The 13,976-nt window shown below is 72.3% G+C and carries 12 protein-coding genes and 1 pseudogene; 6 read left to right on the top strand and 7 right to left on the bottom strand.

Translation table 11 applies throughout. The annotated features are described in order from the left end of the window. The first annotated feature begins 26 nt into the window (after positions 1–26). Positions 27–3,221 carry a UvrD-helicase domain-containing protein gene (locus O7631_RS04830; protein WP_278143190.1) on the top strand — a complete coding sequence of 1,065 codons (3,195 nt, stop codon included), beginning with the start codon at positions 27–29 and terminating at the stop codon, positions 3,219–3,221. 153 nt (positions 3,222–3,374) lie between these two features. Here the strand turns inward: O7631_RS04830 and O7631_RS04835 are convergent, their stop codons facing one another. Further along, a complete protein-coding gene (locus O7631_RS04835) occupies positions 3,375–4,010 on the bottom strand; it encodes a prepilin peptidase (RefSeq protein WP_278143191.1) in 636 nt (211 codons plus the stop codon). A 10-nt stretch (positions 4,011–4,020) separates the two neighbouring features. Then, the gene (locus tag O7631_RS04840; RefSeq protein WP_278143192.1) at positions 4,021–5,025 is read right to left on the bottom strand and encodes an EamA family transporter; all 1,005 of its coding nucleotides are present in this window, start codon (positions 5,023–5,025) and stop codon (positions 4,021–4,023) included. 453 nt (positions 5,026–5,478) lie between these two features. On the opposite strand from O7631_RS04840, the pseudogene O7631_RS04845 reads away from it, so the two are divergent. The 3 genes and pseudogenes from O7631_RS04845 to O7631_RS04855 all read left to right on the top strand — a co-directional run. After that, positions 5,479–5,946 (top strand): annotated as a pseudogene (locus O7631_RS04845) (flagellar basal body protein FliL); the annotation flags it as partial. 453 nt (positions 5,947–6,399) lie between these two features. Further along, positions 6,400–6,858: a hypothetical protein gene (locus tag O7631_RS33250; protein WP_347403536.1), complete on the top strand. Its 459-nt coding sequence runs from the start codon at positions 6,400–6,402 to the stop codon at positions 6,856–6,858. A 140-nt stretch (positions 6,859–6,998) separates the two neighbouring features. Beyond that, positions 6,999–8,240, top strand: a complete 1,242-nt coding sequence (locus tag O7631_RS04855; protein WP_278143194.1) for an ATP-binding protein — start codon at positions 6,999–7,001, stop codon at positions 8,238–8,240. A 15-nt stretch (positions 8,241–8,255) separates the two neighbouring features. Here the strand turns inward: O7631_RS04855 and O7631_RS04860 are convergent, their stop codons facing one another. After that, positions 8,256–8,804 carry an N-acetyltransferase gene (locus O7631_RS04860; RefSeq protein WP_278143195.1) on the bottom strand — a complete coding sequence of 183 codons (549 nt, stop codon included), beginning with the start codon at positions 8,802–8,804 and terminating at the stop codon, positions 8,256–8,258. Positions 8,805–8,937: 133 nt separating this feature from the next. On the opposite strand from O7631_RS04860, the gene O7631_RS04865 reads away from it, so the two are divergent. Together O7631_RS04865 and O7631_RS04870 are read left to right on the top strand one after the other, a co-directional pair. Next, positions 8,938–9,483, top strand: coding sequence for a DoxX family protein (locus O7631_RS04865; protein ID WP_278143196.1), 546 nt, complete (start codon positions 8,938–8,940; stop codon positions 9,481–9,483). Positions 9,484–9,698: 215 nt separating this feature from the next. Continuing rightward, positions 9,699–11,144, top strand: a complete 1,446-nt coding sequence (locus O7631_RS04870; protein WP_278143197.1) for a glycosyltransferase 87 family protein — start codon at positions 9,699–9,701, stop codon at positions 11,142–11,144. A gap of 6 nt (positions 11,145–11,150) precedes the next feature. On the opposite strand, the gene O7631_RS04875 is transcribed toward O7631_RS04870, so the two are convergent. From O7631_RS04875 to moaC, 4 genes are all read right to left on the bottom strand, one after another. Then, the gene (locus O7631_RS04875; RefSeq protein ID WP_088987076.1) at positions 11,151–11,579 is read right to left on the bottom strand and encodes a molybdenum cofactor biosynthesis protein MoaE; all 429 of its coding nucleotides are present in this window, start codon (positions 11,577–11,579) and stop codon (positions 11,151–11,153) included. Then, entirely contained in the window at positions 11,576–12,832 is a 1,257-nt protein-coding gene (locus O7631_RS04880; RefSeq protein ID WP_278143198.1) for a molybdopterin molybdotransferase MoeA, read from the bottom strand. The genes O7631_RS04875 and O7631_RS04880 overlap by 4 nt, the downstream gene beginning before the upstream one ends. A 112-nt stretch (positions 12,833–12,944) precedes the next feature. Then, positions 12,945–13,415, bottom strand: a complete 471-nt coding sequence (locus O7631_RS04885; RefSeq protein WP_278143199.1) for a MogA/MoaB family molybdenum cofactor biosynthesis protein — start codon at positions 13,413–13,415, stop codon at positions 12,945–12,947. Continuing rightward, positions 13,412–13,903: a cyclic pyranopterin monophosphate synthase MoaC gene (gene moaC / locus O7631_RS04890; protein ID WP_088987073.1), complete on the bottom strand. Its 492-nt coding sequence runs from the start codon at positions 13,901–13,903 to the stop codon at positions 13,412–13,414. The genes O7631_RS04885 and moaC overlap by 4 nt, the downstream gene beginning before the upstream one ends. Between the last annotated feature and the right edge of the window lie 73 nt (positions 13,904–13,976).

Here is a 13,976-nt window from a genome sequence, read left to right on the forward strand (position 1 = left end):
GCGTGGCGGGCGTGACAGGATGCGGCGTGCCTCCGTTCAGCGCCGTACCCCCCGGTGGCCTACCGCCATTCGTCGCGGACCTGCACATCCATTCGAAATACTCGCGCGCGTGCAGCCGCGACCTCACCACACCGAATCTCTCGTGGTGGGCCCGCCGTAAGGGCATCGGTCTGCTCGGCACCGGCGACTTCACCCATCCTGCCTGGTACGACCACCTGCGGGAGACCCTTCGGCCCGCCGAGCCGGGGCTGTACCGGCTCGACGCCGACGCGGAACGGGACGTCGCCCGCCGGCTGCCTCCCCGGCTGGCGAGCGCCGCGGAGGCCGACCCGGTCCGGTTCATGCTGAGCGTGGAGATCTCCACCATCTACAAGCGGGACGACCGGACCCGCAAGGTGCACCACCTGATCTACCTGCCCGACCTGGACGCGGTAGCACGGTTCAACACCGCGCTCGGCCGGATCGGCAACCTCGGCTCGGACGGCCGGCCGATCCTCGGCCTGGACTCCCGCGACCTGCTGGAGATCACCCTGGAGGCCAGCCCGGACGGATTCCTGGTGCCGGCGCACATCTGGACGCCGTGGTTCTCCGCACTGGGCTCGAAGTCGGGCTTCGACGCGATCGCGGACTGCTATGCCGACCTGGCCGAGCACATCTTCGCGGTGGAGACCGGTCTCTCGTCCGACCCGGCGATGAACTGGCGGGTCGGCAGTCTGGACGGCTACCAGTTGGTGTCCAACTCGGATGCGCACTCCCCGCCGGCCCTGGGCCGGGAGGCGACGGTGCTGACCGCCGAGCGCAACTACTTCGCCGTCCGGGATGCGCTGCGGACCGGTGCGGGCCTGGCCGGCACCATCGAGTTCTTCCCGGAGGAGGGCAAGTACCACGCGGACGGGCACCGGCTGTGCGGCGTCAACTGGTCGCCGGAGCGCACCCGCGCGGCCGGCGGTCGTTGCCCCGAGTGCGGCAAACCCCTCACCGTGGGCGTCCTCAGCCGGGTCGAGGAGCTGGCCGACCGCCCGGAGGGGCACCGGCCGGCGGACGCCCGCGACGTCACCCACCTGGTGCCGCTGGCCGAGATCCTCGGTGAGATCAACAAGGTGGGCGCCCGGTCGAAGAAGGTCGAGGGGCGACTCAACGAGTTGGTGGCGACCCTCGGCCCCGAGCTGGAGATCCTGACCACCACGCCGCTCACCGACATCGCCCAGACGGGCGGGGAACTCCTCGCGGAGGGCATCGGACGGTTGCGGCGGGGCGAGGTACGTCGGGTGCCGGGCTACGACGGCGAGTACGGGGTGATCACGCTCTTCGACCCGGCGGAGTTGGGCGCTCACGCGGGCACGGCACAGGAGACGCTGTTCGACGTACCCGTGCCGGCGCAGCGACGTCCCTCGGAGCCGGCGGCCCGCGCGACGGCCAAGCGCCCGGCGGCGGCCAAGGCCGAGCCGAAGCGCAAGCCGACCCCGCCGCCCGCGCCACCGATCGCGCCGCCGCCGTCGCCGCACGAGCCGTTCGAGCCGATGCTGTCCGGCATGGAGGAGGTCGGCACCGGTCTGCTGGACCGGCTGGACGCGATGCAGCGGGTGGCCGCCTCCGCACCCGGCGGGCCGCTGCTCATCGTCGCCGGCCCGGGCACCGGCAAGACGCGGACGCTCACGCACCGGATCGCGTACCTCTGCGCGGAGCTGAACGTCTTTCCCGAGCACTGTCTGGCGATCACGTTCACCCGTCGCGCCGCCGAGGAGCTGCGGCACCGCCTCGACGGCCTGCTCGGCCCGGTCGCCGAGGACGTCACCGTCGGCACGTTCCACGCGCTGGGCTTGACCATCCTTCGGGAGAACGCCGCGGCCGTGGGCCTCCCGAGCGACTTCCGGATCGCCGACGACGCCGAGCGGGCGGCGGCGCGGGTGGAGGCCGGCGACGACAGCGCCAGCTACACGGCGCTGCTGCGCAAGCAGGACCTGGTCGACCTGGACGAGCTGGTGAGCCTGCCGGTGGAGTTGTTGCGGGCCGATCGTGGGCTGGTGCAGCGCTACCGGGACCGCTGGCGGTGGATCTTCGTCGACGAGTACCAGGACGTCGACGAGACGCAGTACGAGCTGCTGCGGCTGCTCAGCCCGGCGGACGGGAACCTCTGCGCGATCGGCGACCCGGACCAGGCGATCTACTCGTTCCGGGGTGCCGACGTCGGCTACTTCCTGCGCTTCTCCGAGGACTTCACGGACGCCCGGTTGGTCCGACTCAACCGCAACTACCGCTCGTCCGCGCCGATCCTGGCCGCCGCCGTGCAGGCCATCGCGCCGTCCTCGCTGGTTCGTGGCCGGCGACTGGACCCTGCCCGGCTCGACCCGGAGGCTCCGCTGGTCGGCCGTTACCCAGCGGCCTCCGTCGCCGAGGAGACCGACTTCGTGGTCCGTACCGTCGACGAACTCGTCGGCGGGCTGTCCCACCGCTCGCTGGACTCGGGCCGGATCGACGGCCGCTCCACGACGTTGTCGTTCTCCGACATCGCCGTGCTGTACCGCACCGATGCGCAGGCCGCACCCGTCGTGGACGCCCTGACCCGGGCCAACATCCCGGTGCAGAAGCGGTCCCACGACCGGCTGCGGGACCGGCCCGGGGTGGCGGCCATCGCCCGCGAGTTGCGGCACGCCGACGGGTTGGCCGGCCCGCTGGCCGCCCGGGTGCGACTGGCTGGCCAGGTGGTCGCGGAGCGGTTCGCCGTGCCCACCCTCGACGGCGTCGGCGGCGCGGTCCGTCCCGAGGACGTCCGCTCGGCCGTGGACCTGCTGACCCCACTGGCCCGCCGCTGTGGGGACGACCTGGAGACGTTCCTGTCGCAGTTGGCGACGGGCGCGGAGGTGGACGCGCTCGACCCGCGCGCGGAGGCGGTCACGCTGCTCACCCTGCACGCCGCGAAGGGCCTGGAGTTCCCGGTGGTCTTCCTGATCGGTGTGGAGGACGGGTTGCTGCCGCTGCGGTGGCCCGGCTCGACGCCCGACGAGGACGCGGTCGCCGAGGAGCGTCGGCTCTTCTTCGTCGGCCTCACCCGCGCCCAGGACCGGCTCTACGTCAGCCACGCCGCCCGGCGTACCCGTCAAGGCGTGGAGCGGGACTGCGTTCCGTCGCCGTTCCTCGGTGTCATCGACCCCGGCCTGTTCGAGCGGTTCGGAGAGGCCGAGCCCCGTCGTCCCAAGGACCGTCAACTCCGCCTGATCTGACGGTCCGGGCCGGGACGCCGGCCAGCACGAGACCTCGCCGCACGATGACGCGTAGGCGATATACCTGTGAGTCATATCTATGACTCACAGGTATATCGCTCTCTGCGACGGGCCGCCGGACGGCTGCCACGGAGGGTGGAAGCAACGGGCTGGTCAGTCGAGTAGGGCGGCGAGCCAGGCGCCCGCGAGCAGGGCCGGCCCGAGTGGCAGCAGGGTGTCCCGGCGGACCCGTCGCGCGGCGAGTAGGCCGACCACCAGTGTGCCGTGGAGCAGGTGCGGCAGGAGCAGCCCGACGAGCAGGGCGTCCCGACCCAGCCAGCCGAGCGGCAAACCGAGGGCGGCGGCGAGTTTCACGTCTCCGAAACCCAGTCGGGAGCCGGGGAGCAGGGCCAGCAGCACGTGCGCCGCACCCGCGACCGTCGCGCCGGTCAACGCGCCGAGCAGTCGGGCCGGCTCGTCGGCCAGCAGCGCCACGGCGGTCAGGCCGGCGAGAGCCACCAGCCCGGCGGTGAGGACCAACGGGTCGGGCAGGCGCAGACAGGCCAGGTCCACCCGGGCCAGCACCAGCCCGACGGCCGCCACCAGGAGAAAGACCGGCAACGCGGGATCGTCACTTCGAGTCACGGCAAGCCCGCCGAACACCGCCGCCGACACCGGCAGCCACACCCAGACACCACGTCGAGGCCGCGGCCGGGCCGGCGGGTCGGTGAAGCGCAGAGCCAGCGGGGGTACGACGACACCGACCAGCCCGCCGAGCAACGCCACCCCGACCAGAGCAGCGGCCGACATGGCCCGGAGGCTACCGGCGCTCGCTCACCGGTGAGGTCCCCGATCGTGATTCCGCGCTCGCCCGACGCGGCCGTTCCGTGCTCACCACCAGTGCGACACCGGCCACGATGACCGCTCCACCGAGCAGCACCTGCGGGGTGATCGGCTCGGCGACCAGCAGCGCACCGAGCGCCACCGCGACCGCCGGGTTGACGTAGGCGTACGTCGACACCAACGAGATGGGCGCGTTGTGCAGCAGCCAGACGTACGCGGTGAAGGCCACCAGCGAGCCGGCCACCATAAGGTAGCCCAACGCCAGCCAGGAACGCGCGCTGACCTGCGCCGGATGGAAGTCGCTCAGCTCGCCCCGACCGGCGGAGACGACGGCCAGCACCAGGGCACCGGCCAGCATCTCGTACACCGTCGCGACGAACGGGTCGCTGGGCATCCGGATGCGTCCGGACAGGAACGACCCGACCGACCAGGAGGTCGCCGCCCCCACCACTGTCAACGCCCCCACCAGCGGCACCGCGTCCGAACTGCCGGCGGGCAGCACCAGCAGGACCAGACCGGCGAAGCCCACCGTGACCCCGGCGAACGTCCAGAGCGGGGGCCGGTCACCGGTGGCGGAACGCAACAGCACCACCAGCAGCGGCACTGTCGCCACCAGCAGTGCGGCGATGCCGGAGGGCAGCGCCACCCCGGGTGGCCCGGACTCGGCGAGCACCACCAGGCCGTTGCCACCGGCGAGCAGGAGCACGCCGACCAGCGCGGCCGAGCCGAGTTGCCGGCGGTCGACCCGCAGCGCGCCGGGCCCTCGACGCAGCCGCAGCACCACCGCCAGGATCAGACCGGCCACCGCGAACCGCAGGGCGGCCGACAACAGCGGCGGCAGCGTCTCCACAGTGATCCGGATGGCCAGATAGGTGGATCCCCAGAGCAGGTAGACCACGATCAACGCGGTCCAGACCAGTGTCGGTGTGGCGCCTGCGCGGCGCCCGGAGAGGGCTGCGGCGCTCGGTGGAGGTGAGCTCATCAGTGGACCACGCTACGGTGACGTCGGAGTCGGCGTCGCGTGTTGGTGGCCGGCCTCTCACCACACGTGCAGGAGAGCGGCATGACGAACTACGGACCACCGGGCGGCGGCGACCCGGGACCGTGGCGTGGGCAACGACCCGACGAGACGCCCGGACGGCCTACGCAGCAGCCTTATCCGCCCGCGAACGAGCAGTACCCGCCTGCGGTTCCGTCGTATCCGCGCGCACCGCAGGGGAGACCCGGCCCCTACGACGGCCCGGGTCCCGCGTCGTACGACGGCCCAGGTCCCGCCACGTACGGCGGCTCAGGTCCCGCGTCCTACGGGGGCGGCTCCGAGGGGCCCTACGGGCGCGAGCAGGGGTCACCGCCCTACGGCGGCTCGTACGGGACGAACCCGGCGTACGGGCAGCCGTACCGGCCGGACGAAGGCCCGTACGGCGGCGATCCTGCTCCGGCACCAGGCCGACGCGGTCGGGGGCCGCTGATCGCGGTGCTGGCCGTCGTGCTGCTGGTGGTGGCCGCCGGTGGGGCCTTCTGGCTGCTACGCGGGCAGGACGACCCGACACCGTTGGCCGCACCGAGCGATTCACCAGTTGCCGGTGAACCGAGTGCGGACGCGGACGCGGACGTGGCCGAGCCCGCACCGAGCGGCGCTGCTCCGGAGTCGTCGGCCGATCCCCGGTTCGCCAAGGTCGGCCAGTGTGTCCGCAACGACGGTGCCGCGGGCGGCAAGCCCAAGCTGCTGATCAGCGGTTGTGCGGCGAAGACGTACGAGGTGCTGAGTCGGGTCGACGGCGCGACCAGCGGCGAGCGTGACGCCGAGGCCAAGTGCAGCAAGGTCGAGGGGTACACCAACTGGTACTTCTTCGACAGCGAGCTGGACACCCTCGACTTCGTCCTCTGCCTCAAACAACGCTGAGACCACCCACCCCGGGGATATGACATGACGACCTACGGACCACCGGGCTCCGACCAGCCGGACGACCGTCAGCAGCGCCCTCCCGAGGGGTCTGGCGGCCCTCCACCGGTCGACCCGACAGTGCCGCAGTGGGGCCCGCCGCCGCCCGCTGAGGACCCGACCCGGCAGCAGTGGGGCCCTCCGCCGAGCGGCGCGGAACCGCCCACCGCCCCGATGTGGGCGCCGCCGCCCACCAACCCGGAGCCTCCGACCGAACCGATGTGGGCACCCCCGCCGACCTCGGGCCCGGGTTACCCGCCGGCCTCGGGCGCGGGCCAGCCTCCCACGGTGGGCCCGGGCTATCCCCCCACCTCCGGCGCGGGTTACCCGCCGCCTGGGCCGTTCCCGCCGGCCGGGCCGGTGCCGGGTCAGCCGTCCGCGCCGTGGGGCCCGCCGCCTCCGGGCGGCTTCGGCATGCCGCCCGCCGCACCGGCGAAGACCAACGGCCGCAAGGTCGCCCTCATCATCGCGCTGGTGGTGCTGCTCCTGCTCTGCCCGTGCCTAAGCCTGGCCGGCTGGGCGATCTGGAGGGTGGCGGACGCCAGCAACGACGTCGAGCCCAAGCCGTCGGTGAGCATGCCGGTGCGCCCGCCCGTCCTGCCCAGCGCGGCACCGACGCCGGACCTGCCGTCCCCGCCCGGTCCGGACGAGGAGTTCGCCCGAGGCGACTGCGTGGTGAACGAGGGCACCGAGGACGACGCGGAGCTGCGCAAGGTGCCGTGTGGTCCGAACACGTACCAGGTGCTGCTGCGGATTCCGGCGACCACCGACGGGGACCGGTGCGAGACGCTCGCGCCGCAGGCGACAGCTAACTACGTGCACGACAACTCGATCGACCTGTTCGACTACGTCCTCTGCCTGAAGGAACGCTAGGGCCTGTTTCGTGGCAAAACTAGGGCTGTCTAGCGTCCAAGCTAGACAGCCCTAGTTTTGTCTCGACGGTCTCGACACGCCGGTAGCCCCATCTATCCATGTCTAGCCCCGCAGCTAGATGGCCCGATACTCTCCAATGCGTGGATCCGGTCCGCAACCCGTACGCGCCGGGCGCCGGCCAGCGTCCGCCCGAGCTCGCCGGGCGGGGGCGGGAGCTGGACGTCTTCGACATCGTGCTGGAACGCATCGCCCGGGGTCGCCCCGAGCGCAGCCTGATGCTCACCGGGCTGCGGGGCGTCGGCAAGACGGTCCTGCTCAACACCCTCCGGTCCCAGGCGATCAACCATCTATGGGGCAGCGGCAAGATCGAGGCACGGCCGGACCAGTCGTTGCGGCGACCGGTCGCCGCAGCCCTGCACATGGCCGTCCGGGAACTCGCCCCCCGACACCGGGCGCCCGACCGGATCGACGCGTTCCTCGGCGTCCTGAAGGCGTTCGCCCAACGCTCCGCCCCGACCGGCCGGGCCGGCGCCGCCCCGAAACTGCGCGACCGGTGGCAGCCCGGCATCGACGTGCCGGCGGCCAGCGGCCGGGCCGACTCCGGCGACATCGAGATCGACCTGGTCGAGCTGCTCAGCGACGCCGCCGCGGTGGCCAGTGACGTGGGCACCGGCATCGCCATCTTCATCGACGAGATGCAGGACCTGGGCCCGGAGGACGTGTCGGCGCTCTGCGCCGCCTGCCACGAGCTGTCCCAGCTCGGCGCTCCCCTGATCGTGGTCGGCGCCGGCCTACCGCACCTGCCGGCGGTGCTCAGCGCCGCCAAGTCGTACTCCGAGCGGTTGTTCCGCTACCAACGCATCGACCGGCTCGACCGGATCGCCGCCGACCAAGCGCTCTGCGCGCCAGCCGAGCGCGAGCAGGTCGAGTACGAACAGAAGGCCCTCGACCTGCTCTACGAGAAGTCCGGCGGCTACCCCTACTTCGTCCAGGCGTACGGCAAGGCGACCTGGGATCACGCGCCGCGCTCGCCGATCACCGCCGCCGACGTGCGGGTCGCCGCACCGGAGGCGGAGGCGGAGCTGGCGGTCGGGTTCTTCGGCTCCCGATTCGAGCGGGCCACGCCCGCCGAGCGCGAATACATGCGGGCGATGGCCACGATGTCCGCGGTCGAGGGTGACTCCTCGGCGGTGGTCCGCGACGACATGGACGCGGCGGTGCCCACCGCCGAGATCGCGCGGGCACTCGGCCGCAAGCCCGCCAGCCTGTCCCCGGCCCGCGACGCTCTCATCAAGAAGGGGCTGATCTACTCCGGTGAGCGGGGCACTGTCGCCTTCACTGTGCCGCACTTCGGTCGGTACCTACGCACCCAACCGGCCTGACCGCCACCGATGCGGTCAGACCTTGGACCAGGGCGCCGGAAAGAGCACCTCACCGCGGGGCGGCGGACCCTCCTCGCTGGTTGAAGGTGGCAGCACCAACGCCTGCCACGGCTCGCCGAGACCAGCCCACGGCCCGGTCAGGCCCAGCTCCGCCGCCGGGCCGAAACCGAACCGGCGGTAGAAAGCCGGGTCGCCGAGGACCACGACCAGCCGCTCACCCAACTCGATGGAGGCGTCCAACGCGGCCTGCACGACCGAAGTGCCGTGCCCGACGCGCTGCCGGTGCGGCGCCACCGCAACCGGACCGAGTGCCAGGACGGGAACGTCCGAACCCCGCTCAGGCCGCACACGCACCCGGGTCAGCAGCGCGTAACCGACCACCTCACCGCCGTACTCCGCGACCATGGCCAGCTCCGGCAGCCAGGCGGCGGTGCCGCGCAACTCGTCGACGAGGCCCACCTCCGGCGGCGTCGTCACGTCCGGACGGGCGAAGGCAGCTCCCAGAACGCGGCGTACCGAGCCGGCGTCGGCCGGGTCCTCGGGGCGTAGCCGCAGCGTGGTCACCCGCGCGACGTTACCCGCCGCAGCCAGTCCATCCGTGACTGTCGCTCGAATCGGCGTGGCGCACGTGCACGGGCACCGATCCGATCCGGCCGTTGCCGGGGTAGCAACCGCCCAGACGGGGTATGACTGATCCATGACGCCCGTACGCTCCCTCGCCCGAGCCATGCTGAGCGGCATCTTCGTGGTCCAGGGGTACCGCAACTTCCGCGACCCGGGCCGGCTCGCGGTGGCCGCCCAGCCGGTGACCGAGAAGGTCGCGCCGCTTCTGAAGAAGGCTCACCCGAGCTTCCCCACCGAGACCGAGGCGTTGATCCGACTCAACGCCGCGGTGCAGGTCAGCGCCGGGTTGATGCTCGCCACCGGCCGCTTCAGTCGACCTGCCGCTCTGGTCCTCGCCGGCACGTTGGTGCCGGTGACCGTCGCCGGGCATCCTTTCTGGAAGAACGACGACCCGACCGCCAGGAACAACAACCAGATCCACGCCATGAAGAACCTGGGCATCCTCGGCGGTCTTCTGCTGGCCGCTGCCGACACCGGCGGCAAGCCCGGTCTGCGGTGGCGGACGGGTCACCGCATCGGCCACTCTCGACGTTCCGTGCAACGCGCCGTCCGTACGGCACGACGCGAGGCTCGGATCGCCGTCCGGTCCGCGTCCACCGCGCGCCGACTTCCCGGCTGACCTGCGTCGATCCGTCTCCGAGCCGCCCCCACCCCCCGCTAAGGCCGCGAATTACCTGAACCACCCGGTAGGCGTTAACGCGGTGGAAATGTCAAAAACTTGTGTGGGATCGGACACGGTCGCATAACGCGGGAGGCACTGACGTGAGGCGCCGTTCTAGGCTCCGTGCAGGACCTGGACGGATAGGACAACCTTGGTACGGGGGTGGCCACGCCATGCCGACGGCTGTCGGTAGTCGGGCGGACCGCCTCGCCCCAATCCAACGCGCGACGCGCGGGATCGATCGCAGGAACGTCGTACGGGGCGCCATCGTGGCCGCCGTCGCCTACGCCGCATGGCTCGCCATCGGCACCTTCGGGCGGCCGTACAACTTCTTCGATATGAAGATCTACCACGGTGCCGTGGTGTGGTGGGCGAGCGGACACGAGCTCTATGAGTTCATCGCGCCCGGAACCACGCTGGGCTTCACCTACCCGCCGTTCGCCGGCCTGGTCATGTTGCCGATGGCGCAGTTGCCGATCGGTATGGCGGGCATGGTCAACGCCGCCGCCAGCATCGCCGCGTTGGCGCTGGTCCTGGCCGGGTTGCTGCGCCCCATCGTGGACCGGTTGGCGTGGCCACTGTGGTTCACAGTGGCCCTGGCGGTGCCGCTCGCGGTCGCCATCGAACCGGCTCGGGAAACCCTCGGTTACGGCCAGGTCAACATCCTGCTGTTCGCCCTGATCATGGCGGATCTGATCGGCCTCCGCTGGCGCTCCCGCCGAGGCACCCACTACGCCGCCACCGACGGCCCGCTGCTGCGCTTCGTCTACGGCGGAGCCTGGGCCGGCGCCGGCATCGGCTTGGCCACCGCGGTCAAGCTCACCCCGGCACTGTTCATCGCGTACCTGCTCATCACCCGTCAGTGGCGGGTGGCGGCCACCGCCATCGGCACCACGATCGGCGTGACGGTGGCGAGCTTCGCGATCGTCGGCGACGAGTCACGGACGTACTTCGGCAGCGTGCTCTGGCAGACCGAACGGGTCGGCGCGGCGGACATGACGCCCAACCAGTCACTCGCCGGCCTGCTCGCCCGGCTGTACGACTCGATCGAGACCCCCGGGCTGCTCTGGTTCGCCTTCTCAGTGCTGATCCTGGCGCTGGGCCTGTCCCGCGCGGCCAGTTCCCGCGCCGACGGCGACGAGCTGACCGCGTTCACGCTCGTCGGTCTGACCGCGAACGTGATCAGCCCGATCTCCTGGACGCACCACCTGGTCTGGGTGATCCCAGCGATCATCGTGCTGGCCGACGCCGCCGTGCGACGCCGGGAGGCGAGTCGCACGATGCCTCAGCGCACCGGCCAGGGGCCCGTGTTCGGCGGACTGCCCGGGGTCAACGGCCTCCGCCCGCCGATCTGGTATCCCACCCTCACCGGCCTCCGCCACGGCGCCGCCGCGATCGGGCTCTACCTGCTGTTCCTGATCTCCCCGATCTGGCCGTACGAGCACCAACTGCCGGAGATGTCGCACTACCAGGACGGTCTGTTCGGGGCCCTGATGGAGAACTCACTCGCTGTCGCGTTGATCGTGCTGGTCGCCGCGCTGCCCTGGCGGCCCGGTGCCGAGCCCGCGTTCTACGGTGACCGGCTCGCCAGGGCGGCGGTGCTCAGCAACCGTCGGTGAACCCGGTCATGGGCAGTTGACCCACTCCTCGGTGCCGTCGGTGAAGACCTGCCGTTTCCAGATCGGCAGGCGTGCCTTGACCTCGTCGACCAGCCGGGCGCAGGCGGCGAAGGCCGCCGCCCGGTGCGCGGTGCTCACGGCGGCGACAAGCGCCACGTCACCGATCTCCAGTGGGCCGACCCGGTGCGAGACGGCTACCGCGTAGACGTCGGGTTCCGCGGCGATCTCGGCGGCCACCTCGCGCAGCACCTGAGCGGCGCTCGGGTGTCCTTCGTACTCCAGGCTGGTGACCTGGCGCCCGTGGTCGTGGTCGCGGACCACGCCCTGGAAGGACACCACAGCGCCGGCCCGCCGGTCGGCGACCGCCGCCTCGTGCGTGGCGAGGTCGAGCGGCTGGTCGGTGACCTCACCGAAGGTGATCGCCGGCGCGGTCATGACGCACGCTCCCCGGGCAGCAACGGCAGCGGCACGATCGGCACACGGTCACCCGGCTCGCCTCTGGTGCCGGGCCGGATGACGGCGAAGCCGTCCGCGCCGGCCAGGCCACGAAGCATCGCCGACCCGACGTGTCGCACCGGAGACGCGGTGCCCGCGGCCCGGTCCAGACTCACCAGCGCCAGGTGGGTGTGGTCACCACGGCCGGGCACCGCCTCGGCCAACGTGGCCTGCGGCAGCACGGGCATCGAGCGCCCCTGGAGGCCGGCGAGCAGCGGGGCGACCAGCGACACCAGCGCGACGATGGCGGACTGTGGGTTGCCCGGCAGCCCGGCCACGAACCTGATCCGCCCGTCGGGGTCGGCCAGCCGGGCCAGCAGCATCGGGAAGCCCGGCCGGACCGCGACGGTGTTGACCACGTAGTCGGCGCCGAGCGCCTCCAGGGTCGGGTGCAGGTGGTCGACCGGGCCGTTCATCGTGCCGCCGGTGGTGCACACGAGGTCGGCGCTGGCCAATGCCGACCGCAGGGCCGCCACGTGCGCGGGCAGCGTGTCGGCCACCGGGCCCATCACGTCCGACTGTCGGACCTGACAGCCGTAGCGCCGTAGCCACGCGGGCACCGCCGGACCCAGCGCGTCCCGGACACGACCGGCCGCGGGCGGCCCAGCGGTCAACAGCTCGTCGCCGAAGACCAGGAGGGCGGCGCGCGGTGCGCGCCGGACCCGCAGCGTGTCGTGCCCACAGGAGGCCGCCAGACCGATCACCGCCGGGTCGACCGGCGTGCCGGCCGGCAACAACTCCTCATCGGCGTACGCCTCCTCACCTGGCTGCCGCCACTCCGGCGTCTCCCGGGGAGTGCCGTGCACCAGGCCGTCGGCGGTCGTGGACTCCTCGACCCGCAGAACCGCAGTGGCGCCCTCGGGCACCATGGCTCCGGTCGCGATCTCGACCGTGGTGTCGGCCTCGGTGAGCGGCGCAGGGGTGCTGCCCGCCAGCACTCGACCGACGACCCGCCACGGGCCGGCGCCCCGCACCGCCCAGCCGTCGACGCTGGATGTCGGAAAGGCCGGAAGGTCGGTGCGGGTGGTCAACGGTTCGGCGAGGGTGGACCCGTCGATGTCGGCCAGTGGTCGGGCGACGGCGGGCAGCGCGGCGGCGAGACCGACCGCGTAGACCCGCGACCGCGCTTCCTCCCAGCCAGCCGGCGGGGGTGCGGCCACCCGATCCGCGGTGGGTGCGGTTTCCGTGCTCACCGACCGAGCCTATCGGCACGGACCGACACCCGCCCGGGCCTGGCACGGACCGATCGGTGGGCACGACCACCGAGCCGGTTGCCCTCCGGCACGAGCGCGGGGGTGTCCCCGCTCAGTGGTCTCCGCCGCGTAACTGGTCGACGGTGTGCCCGAGGATCGGCCCGAGCACGGCCAGGCCGTCCCGGGCCCCGCCGGTCGAGCCGGGCAGGTTGACCACCAGCATCCGGCCGGCCACCCCGGCCAGGCCCCGGGACAGCACCGACGTGGGCACCCGGTCGCGGCTGTGCGCGCGGATCGCCTCGGCGATGCCGGGGATCTCGTAATCCAGCAGATCGCGGGTCACGTCCGGCGTCCGATCCGACGGGGTCACCCCGGTGCCACCGCTGGTCACCACCACGTCGACACCGTCGGCTCGGGCGGCCCGCAGAGCGACGCCGACCGGCTCTCCGTCGGGCACCACCACCGGCTCGTCGACCTGGCACCCCAACTCGCGCAGGCCCGCGACGAGCAGCGGCCCGCTGGTGTCGGCGTAGACGCCGGCCGAGGCTCGGTTCGATGCCACGATCACCCGGGCCCGGATCACGGCCGGTCCTCCGGCCGAACCCACTCGCCGGTCTTGCCGCCTTCCTTGCGCAGCACCCGCACCGCCTCCACCGAGGCGGCCGGGTCGACCGCCTTGACCATGTCGACCAGCGCGAGACCGGCGACGGCGACCGCCGTCAGCGCCTCCATCTCCACTCCGGTGCGATCCGCGGTGCGGGCGGTGGCCGTGATCTCCACGGTGTCGGCGGTCAACCGCAGGTCGACAGTGACGCCGTGCAGCGCGATCGGGTGACACAGCGGGATCAGATCGGGCGTGCGCTTCGCCCCCATGATGCCGGCCAGCCGACCGACCGCCAGCGCGTCACCCTTGGGCAACCCGTCGCGATGCAGCAGGTCGATGACCTCGGGCGTGGTCCGCAGACGGCCGGCCGCGACGGCCAACCGGCCCGTCACCGCCTTGGCGGAGACGTCGACCATGCGGGCCGCGCCGGCGCGGTCGACGTGGCTGAGCTGCGCGGGTTCGGTCACGGTCGTGAGCCTATCGGTGCGGTACGACGGTGCTGGAGAAGGAGCGGCGCCGCGTCGACCGCCACACCGGGTG

Origin of the sequence: Micromonospora sp. WMMD967, from assembly GCF_029626165.1 — a bacterium.
GTDB lineage: Bacteria > Actinomycetota > Actinomycetes > Mycobacteriales > Micromonosporaceae > Micromonospora > Micromonospora taraxaci.